General features: G+C 69.5%; 16 protein-coding genes. 11 read left to right on the top strand and 5 right to left on the bottom strand.

All coding sequences use genetic code 11. From position 1 onward, the window contains the following. Positions 1 to 2: 2 nt before the first annotated feature. The 4 genes from ACIBAG_RS03990 to ACIBAG_RS03975 form a co-directional block, all read right to left on the bottom strand. Positions 3 to 416, bottom strand: coding sequence for a hypothetical protein (locus ACIBAG_RS03990; RefSeq protein ID WP_399100705.1), 414 nt, complete (start codon positions 414 to 416; stop codon positions 3 to 5). Positions 417 to 618: 202 nt separating this feature from the next. Then, positions 619 to 1,224 carry a hypothetical protein gene (locus ACIBAG_RS03985; protein ID WP_399100702.1) on the bottom strand — a complete coding sequence of 202 codons (606 nt, stop codon included), beginning with the start codon at positions 1,222 to 1,224 and terminating at the stop codon, positions 619 to 621. A gap of 68 nt (positions 1,225 to 1,292) precedes the next feature. Beyond that, a complete protein-coding gene (locus tag ACIBAG_RS03980; RefSeq protein WP_399100699.1) occupies positions 1,293 to 1,805 on the bottom strand; it encodes a hypothetical protein in 513 nt (170 codons plus the stop codon). Between the two features lie 78 nt (positions 1,806 to 1,883). Further along, the gene (locus ACIBAG_RS03975) at positions 1,884 to 6,554 is read right to left on the bottom strand and encodes a DUF6531 domain-containing protein (RefSeq protein WP_399100697.1); all 4,671 of its coding nucleotides are present in this window, start codon (positions 6,552 to 6,554) and stop codon (positions 1,884 to 1,886) included. A 287-nt stretch (positions 6,555 to 6,841) separates the two neighbouring features. On the opposite strand from ACIBAG_RS03975, the gene ACIBAG_RS03970 reads away from it, so the two are divergent. The 11 genes from ACIBAG_RS03970 to pstB all read left to right on the top strand — a co-directional run bounded on the left by ACIBAG_RS03970 (position 6,842) and on the right by pstB (position 18,770). Next, the gene (locus tag ACIBAG_RS03970; protein ID WP_399100695.1) at positions 6,842 to 7,225 is read left to right on the top strand and encodes a GntR family transcriptional regulator; all 384 of its coding nucleotides are present in this window, start codon (positions 6,842 to 6,844) and stop codon (positions 7,223 to 7,225) included. Beyond that, positions 7,225 to 8,115, top strand: coding sequence for an ABC transporter ATP-binding protein (locus ACIBAG_RS03965; protein WP_399100692.1), 891 nt, complete (start codon positions 7,225 to 7,227; stop codon positions 8,113 to 8,115). Before ACIBAG_RS03970 ends, ACIBAG_RS03965 begins: the two co-directional genes overlap by 1 nt. Next, on the top strand, positions 8,112 to 9,116 hold the full coding sequence (locus tag ACIBAG_RS03960; protein ID WP_399100690.1) for an ABC transporter permease: 1,005 nt from the start codon (positions 8,112 to 8,114) through the stop codon (positions 9,114 to 9,116). Before ACIBAG_RS03965 ends, ACIBAG_RS03960 begins: the two co-directional genes overlap by 4 nt. Beyond that, positions 9,113 to 10,039 carry a hypothetical protein gene (locus ACIBAG_RS03955; protein ID WP_399100688.1) on the top strand — a complete coding sequence of 309 codons (927 nt, stop codon included), beginning with the start codon at positions 9,113 to 9,115 and terminating at the stop codon, positions 10,037 to 10,039. Before ACIBAG_RS03960 ends, ACIBAG_RS03955 begins: the two co-directional genes overlap by 4 nt. 338 nt (positions 10,040 to 10,377) lie before the next feature. Then, positions 10,378 to 12,618: an RNA degradosome polyphosphate kinase gene (locus tag ACIBAG_RS03950; RefSeq protein WP_399100686.1), complete on the top strand. Its 2,241-nt coding sequence runs from the start codon at positions 10,378 to 10,380 to the stop codon at positions 12,616 to 12,618. Then, entirely contained in the window at positions 12,599 to 13,837 is a 1,239-nt protein-coding gene (locus ACIBAG_RS03945; RefSeq protein WP_399100684.1) for a CHAD domain-containing protein, read from the top strand. The genes ACIBAG_RS03950 and ACIBAG_RS03945 overlap by 20 nt, the downstream gene beginning before the upstream one ends. Before the next feature lie 41 nt (positions 13,838 to 13,878). Then, the gene (locus tag ACIBAG_RS03940; protein WP_399100682.1) at positions 13,879 to 14,301 is read left to right on the top strand and encodes an NUDIX hydrolase; all 423 of its coding nucleotides are present in this window, start codon (positions 13,879 to 13,881) and stop codon (positions 14,299 to 14,301) included. 316 nt (positions 14,302 to 14,617) lie between these two features. After that, on the top strand, positions 14,618 to 15,745 hold the full coding sequence (gene pstS, locus ACIBAG_RS03935; RefSeq protein ID WP_399100680.1) for a phosphate ABC transporter substrate-binding protein PstS: 1,128 nt from the start codon (positions 14,618 to 14,620) through the stop codon (positions 15,743 to 15,745). 141 nt (positions 15,746 to 15,886) lie between these two features. Next, positions 15,887 to 16,891 (top strand): phosphate ABC transporter permease subunit PstC, encoded by a 1,005-nt coding sequence (gene pstC, locus ACIBAG_RS03930; RefSeq protein ID WP_399100678.1) that lies wholly within the window; start codon positions 15,887 to 15,889, stop codon positions 16,889 to 16,891. Further along, positions 16,888 to 17,949 (top strand): phosphate ABC transporter permease PstA, encoded by a 1,062-nt coding sequence (pstA, locus tag ACIBAG_RS03925; protein WP_399100676.1) that lies wholly within the window; start codon positions 16,888 to 16,890, stop codon positions 17,947 to 17,949. The genes pstC and pstA overlap by 4 nt, the downstream gene beginning before the upstream one ends. Positions 17,950 to 17,993: 44 nt before the next feature. Next, positions 17,994 to 18,770, top strand: a complete 777-nt coding sequence (gene pstB, locus ACIBAG_RS03920; RefSeq protein ID WP_399100674.1) for a phosphate ABC transporter ATP-binding protein PstB — start codon at positions 17,994 to 17,996, stop codon at positions 18,768 to 18,770. A gap of 409 nt (positions 18,771 to 19,179) precedes the next feature. Here the strand turns inward: pstB and ACIBAG_RS03915 are convergent, their stop codons facing one another. Then, positions 19,180 to 20,178 carry an anion permease gene (locus ACIBAG_RS03915; RefSeq protein ID WP_399100672.1) on the bottom strand — a complete coding sequence of 333 codons (999 nt, stop codon included), beginning with the start codon at positions 20,176 to 20,178 and terminating at the stop codon, positions 19,180 to 19,182. Between the last annotated feature and the right edge of the window lies 1 nt (position 20,179).

Genomic DNA, 20,179 nt, shown 5'->3' with positions numbered 1-20,179 from the left:
GGTCAGAAGCCCATCGGAGCCCGGTGCGGCTTGGCTTCCGGATCCGTAGACCAGACGAGGCGCAATTCGAGGTTGTCCCTGCCAATGAGGTCGCGCAGCAGATCTGCCGCCCAGCCATTCCAGTACACGGACCAGGCGCTTCCGGGGACGCGGAAGGCAGGCAGGTGGAGAGGCAGGGCCTCGGGGCGGAAGACGGCTCGTTCGATTTCGTCAAGGGGCATCCGCGGTTCGGACGACTGCTCGTGGTCAAGGCAGTCAACCACCTGCTCGGCCACATACAGCTCGTAGGCCCCCTCGGGCTTGCCCGGGAGGTCAACGGGCACGAACGTGCCGCCATCGGCGAAGCGTTCCCTCACACGGTCGGCGATACGCCGACTGAAGACGGGGGCAGCTGCTGCGATGGACGGATAGTCCATTTCCTGCCACTCCGGTGGGCCCTGCCAGTCCGCAGCGGCGCGCTGGGGAAAGTCCGCAGGGTCACCCTTGAACTGCCAGGGGGCCAGCTGTGCTCCGTCGACAAGGACGAGGCGAAGATTGTCCCGAAAGGGGGCATGATGCGGTATACGGCGAGCGGTTTGCTGTGTCCTTCGGTCACGGTACTTGCGTGGGCTGATCTGGTCAGAAGCCCATCGGGGCTCGGTGCGGCTTGGCTTCCGGGTCGGTGGACCAGACGAGGCGCAATTCGAGGTTGTCCTCGCCGATGAGGTCGCACAGCAGATCTGCCGCCCAGCCATTCCAGTACACCGCCCAAAAGCTTTCGGGGACGCGGAAGGCAGGCAGGTGGAGAGGCAGGGCGTCGGAGCGAAAGACGGCTCGTTCGATCTCGCGACGGGGCATGCGTGGTTCGGACGACTGCTCGTGGTCGAGACAGTCCACCACATGCTCGACCACGTACAGCTCGTAGGCACCCTCGGGCTTGCCCGGGAGGTCGACGGGCACGAACGTACCGCCGTCGGCGAAGCGCTCCCTCACCTGGTCGGCGATGCGCCGGCTGAAGACGGGGGCTGCAGCGGGGATGGACGGATAGTCCATCTCCCGCCATTCCGGTGGGCCCTGCCACTCCGCGGCCGCGCGCCGGGGAAAGTCCGCGGGGTCGCCCTTGTACTGCCAGCGAGACAGCTGTGCTCCTTCGACAAGGACGAGGCGAAGGTTGTCCCGGAAGGGGGGCATGATGCGGTATACGGCGAGCGGTTTGCTGTGTCCGTCGGTCACTATGCTGTCCATAGGCTGAGGGCCTGCTGTCCGGTGGTGAGTTCCGACTGTACTGCACTGCTGTCGCGGGGCTGTTCTGATCAGAAGCCCATCGGGGCCCGGTGCGGCTTGGCTTCCGGGTCGGTGGACCAGACGAGGCGCAATTCGAGGTTGTCCTCGCCGATGAGGTCGCACAGCAGATCTGCCGCCCAGCCATTCCAGTACACCGCCCAGGCGCTTCCGGGGACACGGAAGGCAGGCAGGTGGAGAGGCAGGGCGTCGGGGCGAAAGACGGCTCGTTCAATCTCGCCAAGGGGCATGAGCGGATCGGACGACTGCTCGTGGTCGAGACAGTCCACCACATGCTCGGCCACATACAGCTCATAGGAGCCCTCAGGCTTGCCCGGGAGATCGACGGGCACGAACGTGCCCCCGTTGATGAAACGGTCACGGACGCGGTCGGCGACGCGCCGGCTCAGTACCGTGGCGGAGCTGCTGCTGGAGGGGTAGTCAATGTCCTGCCACTCCGGCGGGCCCTGCCATTCGGCGGTGACGCGTGCGGGGAAGTCGTCGGGGTCTGCGTGCAGCTGCCAGCGGATCAGCTGCACGCTCATGACGATTATGGTGCGCAGGTTGTCCCGGAAGGGGGGGCATGACGCGGTATACGGCGAGTGGCGTGGTGGGTGCTTCGGTCACGGTGCTGTCCATATGGCTGAGGGTCCTGGTGCTCCGGTGGCCAGTTCCGACTGGACTGCACTGCCGATGCTGCGCAGTTCGCTACGGAGAGCGTTTCCGATGCTCTGGGTGCTGTGGCCCTGTGTGATGAGGTCGTTGACAACCGTCTGTAGATGGGCATCGAGGCGCGTCAAGTAGGCCCCACGGTGCGTGTAATTGTGCGGCGTCGGATGATCGAGCGGAATGCCGTTCGCGGCATCGTTGATGTCGACCCCGTACTGCTGGAGCAGGTCACGTGCGCGCTTGCCCGGCGCCCAGTGGCCGTGCTGGCCACCCGAGGGCACGATGTGCGCGGCCGCCTGGCCGGGGCCGGGCGCCCGGCCCTCGTTCGCCATGTTCTGGCGCAGGATCTTGGCGTTCTCCTTGCAGGTGAGGAGACCGAGCAGATCGATCCACGCCATCGGGTTGATGACGTAGGCGAACGGGTTCGGCGCGGGCTCCAGGCCCAGCGGGTCGGGGCTGGTGTAGCGGGCAGTCTCCGGGTCGTAATGCCGGAACCAGTTGTAGTGCAGGCCGGTTTCGGGGTCGTAGTACTGGCCGGGGAAGCGGAGCGGGGTGTACGCGGTGGCGTTCTCGTTCCACGCGGTGGTGCCCCAGCAGGTGGCCCGGGTTTCCCATGCGATCGTGCCGCTCTCGTCCACGAGCTCGGTGGGCGTGCCCACGAGGTCGGTGACGATGGCGTAGAAGCGGCTGTCGATGTCGTCGTCGGGCGTGGGTTTGTGCTCGTACTGAGCGAGAGGCTGATGCCCTTCGTGTTCCCAGGTGATCGTGACACCGGTGGCTGGGTTGCTCTGCTCGGCCAGGAGCATCAGGTCCCAGCTGAAGACGGTTTCCTCGGCGACGGTCACCCCGTCGGCCGCCATCCGCTGCTTGGCGGTGCGGCGGCCGAGCGGGTCGTATCGGTAGCGCCAGACGGTGCCGTCGGGGGTTGTACAGGAGGTGAGGCGGTCCTCGGCGTCGTAGGTGTATCGCCATATGTCCGGGCGTCGCGATATTCGTGTCTTGCGGCGCTCGATGATGCGTCCGGCGGCGTCGTGGGTGTAGTGGACCCGGCCGGCCGACAACAACTGCGTGCCTGAGTAGGTCCGTTCTCCGGCTGCATCTCCGTCTGCGGGCATACCGGACCAGTCGGCGCGGGCCTGGTTGCCGTTCTGCTCGTAGGCATAGGTCTCGCGGCGGCCTGGTGCGGTGACTTCCAGGGGCCTGCCGACCGGGTCGAGGGAGACGTGCTTGACGTCGTTGGAGACGTGCTCGGTCAGCTTCTCCAGGTAGCCGTCGGAGCGGTAGGAGTGGCTGCGGTCGCGCAGGATGTGGTCGTTGGCCGCCAGCGTGCGGCGGGCGAGTCGGCTGACCGGGTCCCAGGAGGAAGTGATACGGGTGCCGGCGCGGCCAGGGAAGGCTCTCGACAGCTCCCTGCCGACCGGATCGTACGTGAAGGCCAGGGCCCTCCCGCCCAGGGCGAGTTCCGTGCGGTTGCCGACCTCGTCATAGGCGAGGGTGGTTTCGACCCCGGAGGGTGTCGTGCGTCCGGTGCGGCATCCGGCGGCGTCGTAGCTGAAGGCGGTGGTACGTCCTTCGACGGTCTCCGACACCACTCGCCCCAGGCTGTCGTAGGCGATGTGCAGGCTGGAGGTCGGAGAGACGGCGGATGTCACACGGCCGGCGGCGTCGTAGGTGTAGGAGGTGACGACGCCCGCTGCGTCCTTGGCAACCGTGCGACCCAGTGAGTCGAGGGAGAGGACGATGGTGTCGCCGGCGGGCGTGGTACGGCCGGTCGGGCGTCCGGCAGCATCGTAGTTGTAGTGCGTGGTACGGCCGTCGAAGTCCGTCTCGGATATCTGCTGGCCGGCCGCGTCATAGGTGTACGTCCACGCCAGGTCCCCGGGGGCCGTCACTTCGGTTAGCCGCAGCTCGGTGTCGTACCGGAAGGTGTGGCGGCCTCCGTCCGGCGCGGTGCGTGCGGTTGCCCGGTCGAAGGGGCCGTAGGTCCATTCCGTACGGCTGCCGCAGGGGTCCGTGTGAGCAAGGCAGTTGCCCTCGGCGTCCCACTCCCATGATTCGGTGGTGCCGTCGGCCGCTGTGCGTCGCCTAGGCAGGCCCTCGACCGTCCACTCCATGCGCGTCGTGTCACCCGTGGCCTCGGTGACAACGCAGGAGCGGCCGAAGGCATCTCGGACGCAGGAGGTGCGGTGGCCGCGCGGGTCGGTGACGGAGACAACGAGACCGGCCGGGTCGGTCTCGACGGCGGACGTGCGGCCGAGCGGGTCGGTCAGTGTCTTGACCGCTCCGGTGGGCCCGTGGGTGAGACGGTAGGCCGAGCCGTCCGGCGCGATACGGGCGGTGAGGTTCCCGCGGACGTCGTACTCGTGCCGCCAGACCGCGCCGTCGGGTTCACGGATTTCCACGGGCAGGCGGAGCTGCGGATCGTGGACGATATCGGTGCGGGTGCCGTCCGGGCGGTGGACGACGACGATCGCGCCCCACTCGTCGCGCTCGAGACGGGTGGTGTTTCCGAGCGGATCCGTGCGGGAGCACACATTGTCGTAGCGGTCCCACTCGGTGTGCCAGGTGTGTCCCAGTGGATCGGTGACGGCGGTGACCTGCCCCAACTCATTGATCTCGTACCGCGTGGTCGCACCGGTGGAGTCGGTGTAGCGGGTCCACCGGCCGGCCGGGTCGTATACGAGGTTCCCGGACAGGCAGCCGTCGGGACCGATGGCACGGGCGACGCGGCCGTCGGCGTCGTACTCGTATCGGAACGTGAAGCCGTTGCGGTCGGTCCAGGACGTCATCCGGTGCTCGTCGTCGTATCCGAAACGCAGCGGAAGGCCCGAGCTGTTGACAACGCCTTCCAGGTTGCCGGCGTCGTCGTAGGTGTGGGTAGTGACGGTCGTGACGCCGCCGTCTGCCTCATCGTCGCGTACTGCCAGGCGGGCCACCCGGCGGGATGTGAACTGGTCGGGCTCTTCGGCGCGTTCTGGCCCGTGGACATCCACCAGCACGTGATATCCGCCGCTGTGCACGAGCGCGATGGGCGCTCCGTCCTCTTCACGGTGGAAGGAGATCGTGTTGCCGTTGCGGTCGGTGATGTCGGCCAGCCACCAGATGGCGGTGTGCTCCCCGGCGGCCGGGCCGGTGACCGGCGGCAGGAAGCGACGGGTCAGGCGGGTTTCGGGATCGGTCACGGCCAAGTCCCAGCCGTCCGTTCCCTGCACACGGGTGAGCGGCAAACGATGACCCTCGCGCGGCATGACCTGCTCGTCGGCGAGGTCCGGTGCAGAGGGGTAGCGCTTGGAGGAGCCGTCCGGGCGGTGCCACCACAGCTCTCCCGAGGCGTCGGCCTGCTCCAGACGTTCGTCGAAGGTGGAGGCCCAGGAGGGACCGAAGAAACGGCCGTGGCGGTAGCCGGAGAGGTGAGTGCGTTCAATCACCAGCGGCAGAACTCCGGGCAGTTCCAACTCGACCTGGGTCAGCAGTACCTCGCCGGTGGCCATGTCGATCGGGTCGCCGCCCTTGCAGCGGTCCCTGTCCTCGCGGGCCTTGCGAGACAGCTCCGGAGACGGCGAGTTCGACGAGCCGGAACCGTCTCCCGGCTTCCCGGAAGGCCTACCCGATCCTCCGGCAGGTCGCCCGCCGGACTTGTCGGAGGCGCCTATACCGCCGAACTTCTCGACCAGTCCCTCTTCATTGCGCCGATGGTTGCGCGAGGTGGTGCGGAGCCCGTTGGGCACGTTCTCGCCCAGATGCCTTCCGACCTTCTTCAGTGCCTTCTCCGTGCCCTCCAGCGCACCGTGGAGGATGGAGTCGAAGGCCTGTGTGAACGGGTCGCGCCCCTTGGTGCGGCCGAAGGCGCCCTTGGCGCGGCCCAGTGAGCCCAGGCCATCCGATTGCAGGTCCCGCCCGCGCAGCGCGAGCCTCTCGGCGCCGCTTTCGTACTCGTCGTGGTCGATCACCACCCGGCCGCCACCGCCACCGCCACCGCCACCGCCACCGGCGGAGTTCAACCGCATGGCGCCATGTCCGCTGCCGCCATCAGCTCCCGCACCACTGCCGGCCCCTGCGCCACTCGGCGGGAGGGAAAAGGCCTCATCGGCGATGTCGAGGACCATGTCCTCTGCCATCCGCTCCAGCTTGCCGGTGATCGGTTCGGTCACCTCCGCCAGGAGCCGATCGATGATCTCCTCCTGGGCCTCCTTGATGATCCGACGGATCAACTCCCGCATCGCAGCGGTTTCCGCCGCACCGATCAAAGCGGAAAGCCCGCCCGTAACGACGGCGAGGCCGATGGAGATGCCCACCGAGGCAGCCATCACACCCAGTTCGATCTCGGCCTTGGTCTTCATGCCGTAGATCACGTCCGCGACTACATCGCAGGCCGTCGCGAACAGCCGTGTGACCTCCGGGACTTGCTCCAGATGGGAGGACCTGACCTTGCCCCAGTGCTCGGACAGGAGATCTACGGCACTGCCCTCGCTGGAGGCGATGACACGGTTGACGGCGGCCAGCGCCTCTCCGCCGTGGTGCTCGAAAGTGTCCGCGAACTCCCGCATGGCATCGGCCATTTCGCGGTAGTCGTCCTCGTCGACGTTCGGCCAGTTGATGCCGATGAAGTCGAGTATCTCGTCCATCCAGCCAGGCAGAACGTAGCCCATCCCCCGTCAACCTCCCCGTGAGAGTGCCCGCGACATAGCTCGCCGATCACTACGTGTGCGAATGCGACCGTAACCGATCACGCTGACAGCCGACCATGAGCACTTGCGGTGGCCTCCGAGGATGGCGCGAAACAGCCCACTCCGACCGCCGGCGTTCGATCGCTTCTCCGAGGAGCTCGCGCAAATCACCAGCCCCACTTGACTTCCAAGCCCCCCTTCCACCACCCTTTCACTACTCAATTAGTGAAAGGGTGGTGGAACGGATGGTCGAGTACCGCATCGACCGGCGCTCCGGCGTCGCCACCTACGTGCAGATCGTCCAGCAGACCAAACAGGCCCTGCGCCTGGGCCTGTTGGAGCCCGGCGACAAGTTGCCCACGGCCCGTGAGGTCGTCGAGGCGACCGCCATCAACCCCAACACCGTCCTCAAGGCGTATCGCGAACTGGAACGCGAAGGTCTGGTCGAGGCGCGGCGAGGGCTCGGCACGTTCGTGCGGCGCGGGCTGAACACCGCGCCGGCCGACTCGCCGCTGCGCGCCGAGCTGGACGCCTGGGCCGTACGGGCCCGCGAGGCCGGGCTGGACCGCGACGACGTGGACGCTCTCTTCACTTCCGTACTGGACACGCACTTCAAGGGGGACGAGTGATGACCGACACCGCCATCGAGGCGGCCGCGCTGAGCAAGAGCTTCGGACGCCGGCGCCGCAAGCAGGCCCTGGAAGGCTGCGCCTTCCGGCTCCCGGCGGGCCGGATCTGCGCGCTCGTCGGGCCGAACGGCGCGGGCAAGTCGACCCTGCTCTCCCTCGCCGCCGGCCTGGACCGGCCCACCGACGGCACGATCACCGTCCTCGGACAGGCCCCGGCGGCCGCCCGCGAGCGGATCGCGTACGTCGCCCAGGACAAGCCCCTGCACCCCCAGCTCACCGTCGCCGAGACCCTGCGTCTGGGGCGGGAACTCAACCCTCGCCGCTGGGACGCCGCCGTCGCCGAGCGGATCGTCGCCGAGGGCGACCTCGACCCGGACGCCAAGATCCGCACGCTTTCCGGCGGCCAGCGCACCCGCGTCGCACTCGCCCTCGCCCTCGGCAAGCGACCCGAACTGCTGCTCCTGGACGAGCCGATGGCCGACCTCGACCCACTCGCCCGGCACCAGCTGATGGCCGCGCTGATGGCCGACGCCGCCGAGAACGGCACCGCGGTTGTCATGTCCTCGCACGTCGTAGCCGAACTGGACGGCTCCTGCGACCACCTCCTGCTGCTCGGCGCAGGCCGTGTCCGTCTCGCCGGCCCGCTGGACGACCTCCTCGCCGCGCACCGGCTGGTGACCGGGCGGGCCGACGCGTCCCTGGAGCCGCACCTCGTGGTCGAGTCCCGCACGACAGGTCGTCAGGTCACCGCGCTGGTACGGCCCGACGGCCCGCTCGGCGACGGCTGGCAGGCCACCGCCCCGACCCTGGAGGAGCTGGTCCTCGCCCACCTGCGCGCCCCCGAGGCGCCGGCCCTCAGCCTCGACTCCGCGCAGGAGGCCGCCGTATGACCGCCGTCGCAACCGTCGAGACGTCGTCCACCGGCATCGCGCCCTCCCGAGGGCCGCGCGGACTGGTCTGGGCGATGCTGCGAGTGCACCGCTCGGCACTGTGGTTCTGGGTGCTGCTGGTGGTCTTCGGCGCGGGAGCGCTGCTGTGGGCGTACGGACCGGGCTCGGACGCCGCCTGGACCGAGTTCCGCGGGCTGAAGTGCGACTCGGCGCAACCCCTGCCGGGCTGCGACGACCCGGGCCCCGCCTTCGGCCGGTACGACACTGCCCTGAGCCTCGGCGCCGGAGTGCTCGGCCTGGCCCCCTTCGTCACCGCGGCCTGGGCGGGCGCCTCCCTCATCGGGCGGGAGCTGGAAAGCGGTACGGCCCGGTGGGCGTGGACGCAGTCGGTCACCCCGGCCCGCTGGCTGGCCGCCAAGCTCGCCGTCCCGGCCGCCGTGCTCGTCACCGGCACGCTCCTGCTCACCCTGCTGCACCGCTTGGTGTTCTCGGCGGACGGTGCGCTGCGGCTGACCAGCGGCTCGCGGGACTGGCACGCGAGCGCCACCTTCGAGGCCAACGGCACCCTCGCCACCGCCTACGCCCTGCTCGGCCTGACCGTCGGCGTCCTCGCCGGCCTGCTCCAGCGCCGGGCCCTGCCCGCGCTCGGCACGGCGGTCGTCGCCCTGGCGGTCCTCATGTCCACGCTCACCAGCCTGCGCCCGCACCTGTGGCCGGTCGAGACGCTCACGAACAAGCACGAGTACCCCGAGTACATCGGCATGGTCGTCGGCGAGGGCGCCCTCACCTCCACCGGCGCCCGCGTCCCGGATCCCATCTGCGTCGACGACACCAAGTGCATGGCCGAGCACGACATCGTCGGCTTCTACCGCGACTACCACCCGTCCTCCCACTTCTGGCCCCTGCAACTGGTGGAGACGGGCATCGTCCTCGGCGTCGCCGGTCTGACGGTCCTGGCCGCCTTCGCGCTGCTGCGCCGCCGTACCGGAGCCGCCGTATGACCACCGCACTCCCCGCCACGGCGGCCCCGACCACCCGCACCTTGCGGGGCCCGCGCGGACTGGTCCGGGCCGTCCTGCTGGTGCACCGTACGGCCCTGGTCTTCTGGGGGCTGACCCTGACCGCCGCCACGGCCCTGCTGATCTGGATGCACGCCATCGGCGACGAGGCCCGCCTGGCCGTCGGCCCGTGCGCCTCGCCGCCCACCGGCGGCAGGCCGTCGTGTGCCGAGCTCGGCTCGATCACCGCCGACGAGCGGTACACCGACGGCATCTCCCTGGCGACCGCGCTGATCGCCTACCTGATCTTCCCGATCGCCGCCTGGGCCGGCGGCGCGCTCGTCGGGCGGGAGCTGGAGAGCGGCACGGCCCGCCTCACCTGGACCCAGTCGGTGACCCCGGCCCGCTGGCTGGCGGCCAAGCTCGCCGTCCCCGCCGTACTGATCACCGTGGGGACGTCCGCGCTCGTCGCCCTGATTGTCTGGGCGCGCGGCGACGACCACCCGAGCCTGGTCGGGAACTGGTACCAGACGGAGGCGTTCATCAGCACCGGGCCGACCGCCGTCGGCTTCGCCCTCGCCGGCCTGGCCCTCGGCGCGCTGTCCGGCCTGCTGTGCGGCCGGGCGCTGCCCGCCGCGGGCCTGTCCTTCGCCGCCTGCCTCCTCCTCCACACCGTCCTGGACCGCGTCCGCGAGCACCTGTGGCCCGCGGTCACCCTCACGGCGAACGGCTCCCCTACGTTCCAGCTGCCCCGGGAGTCCCTCGCGGTGGACTGGAACGTCGAGGGGCACCGGGTGGTCACTGCCACCTATCACCCGCCGTCCCACCTCCGGCCCATCCAGTACGTCGAGACCGGCCTCCTCCTCACCGTGGCCGCCGCCGCGACGCTCGCCGCCTTCGCGCTGCTGCGCCGCCGCACCCCGTGAGGCTCCGAGCCGCGCGTCCCTCCACGGGGGGAGGGACGCGCGGCGGTTCAGGCATATGCGTGGACAGCCGTCCGGACACGTACCCGGACAGGTATCCGGACACGTATCCGGATACGTAGACGCCCGCGAGCCGCCCCCCGCTATCCCACACGCCATGTCTCCGTAACCATTGGTTCAGACGGGCTTGTGACCCTTAGCCAATGACCGCCGCCGTGCCAGCGCCTTCGCCGCCCCCGGACGGGAACGCGCGGAACGGGGACGCCCGACATCTCCCCGCGCCGCTCCCACCCGCGCTTTCCGACGCGCCCATAAGCCTCGACGCGCGGAACAATGGGCATATGAGCCAGTCCACAAACGCCCAGGCCAAGGTCCAGCACGCCCAGCCCTCCGTGGGCTCCATCGCGGCGCACCGCCCGCACACGGTCGCCTCGGCAGCGGTCGTCTCCGAGCTGGAACCGGACATCGACGCCGATCTCGACGCGTACGAGGAGGCCCAGGCCGCGGGGGCCCAGCTGCCCCAGGGCCGCTTCCTCGACCGGGAGCGCAGCTGGCTCGCGTTCAACGAGCGCGTACTCGAACTCGCCGAGGACCCGAACACCCCGCTGCTGGAGCGGGCGAACTTCCTGGCGATCTTCGCCAGCAACCTGGACGAGTTCTTCATGGTCCGGGTGGCCGGTCTGAAGCGCCGTATCGCGACCGGTGTCGCCACCCGGTCCGCGTCCGGCCTGCAGCCCCGCGAGGTCCTGGAGATGATCTGGGCCCGCTCCCGCGAGCTGATGGCCCGGCACGCCGCCTGCTACCACGAGGACGTCGCCCCCGCGCTCGCGGAGGAGGGCATCCACCTGGTCCGCTGGAACGAGCTGACGGAGAAGGAGCAGGCCCGCCTGTTCACCCTGTTCCGGCACCAGATCTTCCCCGTGCTGACCCCGTTGGCGGTCGACCCGGCGCACCCCTTCCCTTACATCTCCGGCCTGTCCCTGAACCTGGCCGTGCGCGTACGGAACCCCGTGACCGGCACCCCGCACTTCGCCCGCGTCAAGGTCCCGCCGCTGCTCTCCCGCTTCCTGGAGGCCTCCCCCGGCCGGTTCGTCCCGCTCGAGGACGTCATCGCCGCGCACCTGGAGGAGCTGTTCCCGGGCATGGAGGTGCTGGAGCACCACGCCTTCCGGGTCACCCGCAACGAGGACCTGGAGGTCGAGGAGGACGACGCCGAGAACCTGCTCCAGGCCCTGGAGAAGGAGCTCATGCGGCGCCGCTTCGGGCCGCCGGTGCGCCTGGAGGTCGAGGAGAACATCAACCAGGAGGTTCTGGACCTGCTGGTGCGTGAGCTGAAGATCAGCGAGGCCGAGGTGTACCCGCTGACCGGCCCGCTGGACCTCACCGGCCTGTTCCGCATCGCCTCCATCGACCGGCCCGAGCTGAAGTACCCGAAGTTCGTCGCGGGCACCCATCGCGATCTCGCCGAGGTCGAGTCGGCGTCCGCGCCGGACATCTTCGCCGCGCTGCGCAACCGGGACGTGCTCCTGCACCACCCGTACGACTCCTTCTCCACCTCCGTGCAGGCGTTCCTGGAGCAGGCGGCCGACGACCCGGACGTCCTCGCGATCAAGCAGACCCTGTACCGCACCTCCGGCGACTCCCCCATAGTCAACGCGCTCATCGACGCCGCCGAGGCCGGCAAGCAGGTCCTCGTCCTGGTCGAGATCAAGGCCCGCTTCGACGAGCACGCCAACATCAAGTGGGCGCGCAAGCTGGAGGAGGCCGGCTGCCATGTGGTCTACGGCCTCGTCGGTCTGAAGACCCACTGCAAGCTGTCGCTGGTGGTCCGCCAGGAGGGCGAGACGCTACGGCGCTACAGCCATGTCGGCACCGGCAACTACCACCCGAAGACGGCCCGGCTCTACGAGGACCTGGGCCTGCTGACCGCCGACCCGCAGGTCGGCGCCGACCTGTCCGACCTGTTCAACCGTCTCTCCGGCTACTCGCGCCGGGAGACGTACCGGCGGCTGCTGGTCGCCCCCAAGTCCCTGCGTGACGGCCTGGTCTCGCGGATCAACAAGGAGGTCCAGCACCACCGTGCCGGACGTCCCGCCTACATCCGCATCAAGGTCAACTCGATAGTCGACGAGGCGGTCATCGACGCCTGCTACCGCGCGTCCCAGGCGGGCGTGCCGGTCGACATCTGGGTCCGCGGCATCTGCGCGGTCCGCCCGGGTGTGGCGGGGCTGTCGGAGAACATCCGCGTCCGCTCCGTCCTCGGCCGCTTCCTCGAACACTCCCGGGTCTTCGCCTTCGGCAACGGCGGCGAACCCGAGGTGTGGATCGGCAGCGCCGACATGATGCACCGCAACCTCGACCGACGTATCGAAGCCCTGGTCAGGGTCACCGACCCGGCCCACCGCGCCGCGCTCAACCGGCTCCTGGAGACCGGTATGTCCGACACCACCGTGTCCTGGCACCTCGGCCCGGAGGGCGAGTGGACCCGGCATGCGACGGACGCGGACGGCCAGCCACTGCGCAACGTCCAGGAGATGCTCATTGACGCCCGGAGGCGCCGGCGTGGCACAGCAACACCTTGACCCGACGGATCCCACGGCCGGGGCTGTGACCGGGGACGCCCTCGCGGGCTACCTGCGTGCCCAGGCCACGGAGTTCCTCCGAGCCCTGCGGCTGCACCGGGAGACCGGTGGCCACGCGCCCAACGGCTCGGAGGAGTCCGTCGACGCGGCCCGGGCGCTACGCCGCTCGGCCCGCCGAATCAGCGCCAGCCTGCACACGTTCCGCCCTTTGCTGGACACCGACTGGTCGGAGGCCATCCGCCCGGAACTGGCCTGGCTCTCGGGCACGCTCGCCATGGAACACGCGTACGCGGCCCGCCTGGAACGCCTGCTGCTGGCCCTGCACCGCCTGTCGGGGGCAACGGCGCTGCCGACGCAGCTGGGCACGACGGACGCGCCCGGGACAGCTTCGACGGGCGGCTCGATCGGTGGGGGTTCGGGGGGCGGCGGCTCGGCAGAGCTCGCCGACGCGGCGGCAAGCACGCGTGCCGACGCAGCCTCGGCCGGTCGCGCCAACGTAGCCGCGGGCAGTCGTGCCGCTGGGGCGGCGCCGGTCGCACAGAAAGCGGCACCGTCCCACGCGGGCCCCCCTAGCCCGTCGCCCACCCCGGAACGCGGCAACCTCACAGTGGGCGCGGCCAAAGCGGGCGCCCTGCTCGAACGCCAGCTGACCCTCGCCCGGACCCGAGCGCACAGCACCGCCCTCCAGGCCCTCGGTTCCTCCCGCTTTCACGCCGTCGCCGACAACATCGCCGTACTGGCCAGCGAGGTCCCCCTCACCCCCACCGCGCCCAACGCCACCCTGCACCCCCTCGCCGCCGCCGCCGAGGAGCGCCTCACCGACGCGGTCGCGGCACTCCCGCTGCTGACCGCCGGCCACCCCTACAACGCCGAGGCCCTGATCCACGGCCTGTCCCCGGACCCGGCCCCGCACCCGCAGGACGCCCCGTGGCACCAGGTCCGCCTGCTGCTGCGCCTGCACCGCTACGCCCGCGAGGTCCTGTACGGCGACAACACCCCGGTGGACGTACGGCTGCTGGCGGCGGGTCAGGCACTCAACCGGCACCGCGACGCCTCCGAGGCGGCGGCCGCCGCGGCCCAGGCGGCCCGCACCCCGCGGATCGCCCCGGCGACGGCGTACGCCCTCGGCGTGCTGCACGCCGACCAGCGCCACGAGGTGGAGGCGGCACGCTTCGCGTTCCAGCAGTCCTGGCAGAAGCAGACGGTGAGCACTCCCTAGGCACCCCAGGCACCCCAGCCCCCGAAGGAGGCACACCCCCGGTGACTGACGCGAAGGACCTCACCGTCCACGCGGCCGGCTGCGTCCTGTGGCGCCGTTCGCCGGTAGACGGTGAGCTGGAGATATGCCTGGTCCACCGACCGAAGTACGACGACTGGTCCCACCCGAAGGGCAAACTGAAGCGCGACGAGGACCCCCTCGCCGGTGCCCTGCGCGAGGTGGCCGAGGAGACCGGCCACACCGCTCAGCCGGGCGCCGAACTGCCGACGATGCGGTACCTGGCGAACGGCCGGCCCAAGCAGGTCCGTTACTGGGCCGCCGAGGCGGGCCCCGGCACGTTCACCCCGAACACCGAGGTGGACCGTCTGCTGTGGCTCTCCCCGACGGCGGCCCGGGCCCGGCTGACCCAGCCCCGGGACCGCACCCTGGTCGACGCCCTCCTCAACTCCCTGCACATGAGCTAGCGGAGAAGGGTCGAACCCGTGTCCGGAAACAGCCCCTCCAGTTCCCGGGCAGGAAGCGCGCCACTACGCAGAGTGCCCGGACCAGAACGGTTGCGGTTGGTATCCCGCCGTGTCCCCAACGTGAGCGTTCCGTTACCTCACCGCACCGTCCCCAGGGGTTCACCCCCCGTTCATTTACGGCCATCGGCGGCTTCACCTGATCTGCCTAATTTCGGCCCTGCACGATGACGGACCGCGCCCCGGGGGACGTGTCCGCATCAACAGTCTTCGCACGCCGCCGATTCAGGACGGCGGCTCCTGGAAGGAACTCCCTCAAGTGAAGCTTCAGCGCAAGAACCGGCGGGCACTTGCTCTCGGCGCCTTTGCCGTCTCCGGCGCCCTGGCCCTGACGGCGTGCGGCTCCGACGACACCGGCAGCAACGGCGGCGGCAACACCACCGCCACCGCCGACGCCAGCAACATCAAGTGCGACGACGCCTCGGGCCAGCTGCTCGCCGACGGCTCCTCCGCGCAGAAGAACGCCATCGACGCCTGGGTCAAGCAGTTCACGGCCGCGTGCAAGAACATCCAGATCAACTACAAGGGCGGCGGCTCCGGCGCCGGCGTCACCGCGTTCACGCAGGGCCAGGTCGCCTTCGCCGGCTCCGACTCCGCGCTGGACGAGGAGGAGATCACCGCCTCCAAGCAGGTCTGCAAGGGCGGCCAGGGCATCGACCTCCCGATGGTCGGCGGCCCGATCGCGGTCGGTTACAACGTCCCGGGCGTCGACAAGCTCGTCCTGGACGCGAAGACCATCGCCCAGATCTTCAACGACAAGATCAAGAACTGGAACGACCCGGCGATCGCGAAGCTGAACCCCGACGCGAAGCTTCCCGACCTGAAGATCCAGGCCTTCCACCGCTCGGACGAGTCCGGCACCACGGACAACTTCACCAAGTACCTGATCGCCACCGCCAAGGCCGACTGGCCGTACGAGGGCGGCAAGGCCTGGCAGGCCAAGGGCGGCCAGTCCGCCTCGGGCTCCACCGGTGTGGCCGCGCAGGTCAAGCAGACCTCCGGCGCCATCAGCTACATGGAGCTGTCCTACGCCAAGGACGCCATCAAGGCGGCCCAGATCAACACCGGCGCCGCGGCCCCGGTCGAGGCCACCACGGAGAACGCCTCCAAGATGGTCGCCGCCGCCAAGCGCGTCGGCGAGGGCAAGGACATGGCGCTCGAGCTCGACTACGCCACCAAGGCCGAGGGCGCCTACCCGATCACCCTGGTGACGTACGAGATCGTCTGCGACAAGGGCAACAAGGCCGAGACCCTGCCCGCGACCAAGGCGTTCCTGCGCTACATCGCCTCCGAGGACGGCCAGAAGGTCCTCGCCGAGAACGACTACGCCCCGATGCCCGAGGAGATCATCTCCGAGGTCCGTACCACCATCGAGGGCCTGAGCTGACCTGAGTGCGGTCCGGTCCGGGCGTCGAGAACCCGGACCGGACCGCACCGTCCGGTGCACCGCCGCCCGGAGCCGTGTGTCCCATACGGCTCCTCCGAGCCGCCGTAGACCCGCGTGTGGCTCCGCAGACCGGAGAACCCGATGGACATATCGACACAGAACACACAAGCACCCCCAACTCCAGAGCCCTCCCCGGCCGAGCAGAAGCGCGCGGCCCGTGGCGCCACCCGACCCGGTGACCGGATCTTCCTCGGTCTGTCCCGGGGTTCCGGCATTTTCCTGCTGGTGATCATGGCCGCCATCGCGGTCTTCCTCACCTACCGCGCGACCCTTGCCATCAGCAAGGACGAGGGCAACTTCCTCACCACCTTCGAGTGGAACACCGGCACCGTCCCGCCGGTCTTCGGCATCGCCGTCCTCGCCTACGGCACGATCGTGTCCTCGATCATCGCCATGGCCATCGCGGTCCCGATCGCCGTCGCCATCGCGCTGTTCCTCACGCACTACGCCCCGCGCAAGCTCGGCGGCCCCATCGCGTACGTGATCGACCTGCTCGCCGCCGTGCCGTCCATCGTGTACGGCCTGTGGGGCGCGCTGATCCTCGTACCGCAGATGGACGGCCTCTTCCACTGGCTGAACGACTACTTCGGCTGGACCGGCATCTTCTCCTGGGAAGAAGGTCCCGCCCGCTCGATGCTGACGGTCGGCATCCTGCTCGCGATCATGATCCTGCCGATCATCACCAACGTGAGCCGCGAGGTCTTCCGCCAGGTCCCGCAGATGCACGAGGAGGCGGCCCTGGCGCTCGGCGCCACCCGCTGGGAGGTCATCCGCATGGCGGTCCTCCCCTTCGGCCGCTCCGGCGTCATCTCCGCCTCGATGCTCGGCCTCGGCCGCGCCCTCGGCGAGACGATGGCCGTGGCCACGGTGCTCTCCCCCGACTTCGACATCCACGCCAGCCTGCTCAACCCCGGCGGCGGAACCTTCGCCCAGAACATCGCCAGCAAGTTCGGTGAGGCGTCCGAGTTCGGCCGTGACGCGCTGATCGCCTCCGGTCTGGTCCTGTTCGTCATCACCCTGCTGGTCAACGGCGCGGCCCGCGCGATCATCGCCCGCCGCAAGGAGTACTCGGGGGCCAACGCATGAGCCACGCCACCATCGCCGACAAGCGCCCCAGCACCCTGCGCGGCGCCCGTCTGCCCAAGTGGTCCCCGTTCGCCATCGCCGCCGGCTCCGTCGCCGTCGCGGTCGGCATCGGCCTGGGCGCCGGCCTCGACAGCCGGATCCAGATCGGCCTGATCGCCGGTCTCCTCTTCCTCGTCGGCACGTACGGCATCGCCGCCCGCGTCGAGGGTTCCCGCCAGGCCAAGGACCGCATCGCGACCTCGCTGGTCTGGGTCGCCTTCCTGCTCGCCGTCGTCCCGCTGGCCTCCCTGGTCTGGTCGACCGTGGTGCGCGGCATCAAGGTCCTCGACGTCTACTTCCTGACCCACTCCATGGGTGTGGTCGCCGACTCCGAGCCGGGCGGCGGTATCTACCACGCCATCCTCGGCACCCTGGAGCAGGTCGGCCTCGCCACCCTGATCGCCGCGCCCGTCGGTGTGCTCACCGCGATCTACCTGGTGGAGTACGGCCGCGGGAAGCTCGCCCAGGCCATCACCTTCTTCGTCGACGTCATGACCGGCATCCCGTCGATCGTCGCGGGTCTGTTCATCCTCAGCATCATGCTGATGCTGGACATGCAGCCCTTCGGCTTCGCCGGCTCGCTGGCCCTGGCGATCCTGATGATGCCGGTGGTCGTGCGCTCCACGGAGGAGATGCTCAAGCTCGTCCCGAACGAGCTGCGCGAGGCCTCCCTGGCGCTCGGCGTCCCGAAGTGGCGCACGATCCTGAAGGTGGTCGTGCCGACCTCCATCGGCGGCATCACGACCGGCATCATGCTGGCGGTCGCCCGTATCACCGGTGAGACCGCTCCGGTTCTGCTGCTGGTGTTCGGCAACTCGTTCATCAACGCCAACCCCTTCGAGGGTGCGCAGTCCTCGCTGCCGCTGTACATCTACCAGCAGTACCAGAACAGCGCGGGTTCGGAAGCGGCGTTCGACCGAGCCTGGGCGGCGTCGCTCACGCTGATCGCCTTCGTGATGATCCTCAACCTGGTGGCCCGCGGCATCGCCCGCTGGAAGGCCCCTAAGACCGGTCGCTGACGCGGCCACACAGCGACCGACGAAGATCTGGAAGTGAAGTAGTCATGGCCAAGCGAATCGACGTAAGCGGGCTCACCGCCTACTACGGCTCCCACAAGGCGATCGAAGACATCTCGATGACGGTCGAGCCCCGCTCGGTGACGGCCTTCATCGGCCCCTCCGGCTGCGGCAAGTCGACGTTCCTGCGCACGCTGAACCGTATGCACGAGGTGACTCCGGGCGGGCGCGTGGAGGGCAAGGTCCTCCTGGACGACGAGGACCTGTACGGCGCCGGCATCGACCCGGTGTCGGTCCGCCGCGAGGTCGGCATGGTGTTCCAGCGCCCGAACCCGTTCCCCACGATGTCGATCTTCGACAACGTGGCGGCGGGGCTGCGCCTGAACGGCAGCTACAAGAAGAGCGAGCTGCAGGACATCGTCGAGAAGTCCCTCAAGGGCGCGAACCTCTGGAACGAGGTCAAGGACCGCCTGAACAAGCCCGGCTCGGGGCTGTCCGGTGGTCAGCAGCAGCGTCTGTGCATCGCCCGCGCGATAGCCGTGGAGCCGAAGGTCCTGCTCATGGACGAGCCCTGCTCGGCCCTGGACCCGATCTCGACCCTGGCGATCGAGGACCTGATCGGCGAGCTGAAGGAGCGCTTCACGATCGTCATCGTGACGCACAACATGCAGCAGGCCGCGCGCGTCTCCGACCGCACCGCCTTCTTCAACCTGGCGGCCGTCGGGCAGCCCGGCAAGCTGATCGAGATCGACGACACGGAGCGCATCTTCTCCAACCCGTCGGTCCAGGCGACGGAGGACTACATCTCCGGCCGCTTCGGCTGAGCCGACGCCCGGCGACACGGACCCCTCGCGGTGCTGCATGGCGGTGCCACCGCGAGGCAGATAAAGGGCCCGCCCCCTGGCTCCCGGGGGGCGGGCCCGTCTGCGTGGTGCCTCCGGCGGTTGCGCGGGGGGCCTGCGGCGGCCCGTTGCTGTCCGGTGGGGGTTTGCGTAGCGCCTGGGGGGCGGTGGGTGGGTCGGGGCCGTACGGCGACTGCAGGCCCACCCAGCCTGCGGGCAGTCGTGCCTCCCCCAGTGCCCAAAGGGCCTGGGAGTTACCCCCATGGGCGGCACGGGTGGGCGCTGGGGGTACCCCCTGCTCGAAGAGCTTGGGGGAGGCACCCCGTCGGGAGGCACCCCGTCGGCGCCGGGCCGCGCGGCCACCCCCGCCCAGCCACAACGCCGGGCGCCCCTAGAGAAACGCCAGATGCACAACCCCGAACGCGGCCGCCGCCACCAACGCCGCCGCCGGCATCGTGATGAACCAGCCCAGCACGATGTTCTTCGCCACACCCCACCGCACCGCGTTCACCCGCTTCGTCGCACCGACGCCCATGATCGCGGAGGTGATGACATGCGTGGTGGAAATCGGCGCCTTGAACAGAAACGCCGTAGTGAACATGATCGACGCCCCGGTCGTCTCCGCGGCGAACCCCTGCGGCGGATCCAGCTCGATGATCTTCCGGCCCAGCGTCCGCATGATCCGCCACCCACCGGCGTACGTCCCCAGCGACAGCATCACGGCGCACACGATCTTCACCCACACCGGGATGGGATCGCCGTAGTCCTCGACATCGGCGATGACCAGCGCCATCACCACGATGCCCATGGTCTTCTGCGCGTCCTGCAGACCATGACCGAGCGCCATCCCGGCCGCCGACACGGTCTGCGCGATACGGAACCCCCGCTTGGCCTTGTGCGGATTGGCGCGCCGGAAGATCCACATGATCGCCGTCATGACCAGATAGCCCGCGCACAGGCCGACCAGCGGTGACACGAACATGGGGATGACGATCTTCTCCAGGACCCCGTCCCAGTACACCGTCGTCCCGCCGGCCAGCGCGGCTCCGACCATGCCGCCGAACAGGGCGTGGGAGGACGAGGACGGCAGACCGAAGTACCACGTGATCAGGTTCCACGTGATCGCGCCCACCAGCGCCGCGAAGAGGATGCCCATCCCCTTCGACCCCTCGGGTGTCTGGATCAGGCCCTCACTGACGGTCTTGGCGACGCCGGACCCCAGGAAGGCGCCGCCGAGATTCATCACCGCGGCCATCAGCAGCGCGGCCCGCGGTGTCAGCGCCCGCGTCGACACGGACGTGGCGATCGCGTTCGCCGAGTCGTGGAAGCCGTTGGTGTACGTGAAGAAGAGCGCGACCAGGATGGTCACGACCAGCGCGAAGGTGTCCATG

Source organism: Streptomyces sp. NPDC051243 (assembly GCF_044455405.1).
Taxonomy (GTDB): domain Bacteria; phylum Actinomycetota; class Actinomycetes; order Streptomycetales; family Streptomycetaceae; genus Streptomyces.
The sequence above is the reverse complement of the archived record's forward strand: the minus strand, read 5'-3'. Positions and strand labels throughout refer to the sequence as shown.

What these genes read in the sequence shown, in the direction of transcription:
- ACIBAG_RS03990 (WP_399100705.1), bottom strand. Translation starts at nt 416, where the DNA reads ATGGACTATCCGTCCATCGCAGCAGCTGCCCCCGTCTTCAGTCGGCGT.
- ACIBAG_RS03985 (WP_399100702.1), bottom strand. Translation starts at nt 1,224, where the DNA reads ATGGACAGCATAGTGACCGACGGACACAGCAAACCGCTCGCCGTATAC.
- ACIBAG_RS03980 (WP_399100699.1), bottom strand. Translation starts at nt 1,805, where the DNA reads ATGAGCGTGCAGCTGATCCGCTGGCAGCTGCACGCAGACCCCGACGAC.
- ACIBAG_RS03975 (WP_399100697.1), bottom strand. Translation starts at nt 6,554, where the DNA reads ATGGACGAGATACTCGACTTCATCGGCATCAACTGGCCGAACGTCGAC.
- ACIBAG_RS03970 (WP_399100695.1), top strand. Translation starts at nt 6,842, where the DNA reads ATGGTCGAGTACCGCATCGACCGGCGCTCCGGCGTCGCCACCTACGTG.
- ACIBAG_RS03965 (WP_399100692.1), top strand. Translation starts at nt 7,225, where the DNA reads ATGACCGACACCGCCATCGAGGCGGCCGCGCTGAGCAAGAGCTTCGGA.
- ACIBAG_RS03960 (WP_399100690.1), top strand. Translation starts at nt 8,112, where the DNA reads ATGACCGCCGTCGCAACCGTCGAGACGTCGTCCACCGGCATCGCGCCC.
- ACIBAG_RS03955 (WP_399100688.1), top strand. Translation starts at nt 9,113, where the DNA reads ATGACCACCGCACTCCCCGCCACGGCGGCCCCGACCACCCGCACCTTG.
- ACIBAG_RS03950 (WP_399100686.1), top strand. Translation starts at nt 10,378, where the DNA reads ATGAGCCAGTCCACAAACGCCCAGGCCAAGGTCCAGCACGCCCAGCCC.
- pstC (WP_399100678.1), top strand. Translation starts at nt 15,887, where the DNA reads ATGGACATATCGACACAGAACACACAAGCACCCCCAACTCCAGAGCCC.
- pstA (WP_399100676.1), top strand. Translation starts at nt 16,888, where the DNA reads ATGAGCCACGCCACCATCGCCGACAAGCGCCCCAGCACCCTGCGCGGC.
- pstB (WP_399100674.1), top strand. Translation starts at nt 17,994, where the DNA reads ATGGCCAAGCGAATCGACGTAAGCGGGCTCACCGCCTACTACGGCTCC.
- ACIBAG_RS03915 (WP_399100672.1), bottom strand. Translation starts at nt 20,178, where the DNA reads ATGGACACCTTCGCGCTGGTCGTGACCATCCTGGTCGCGCTCTTCTTC.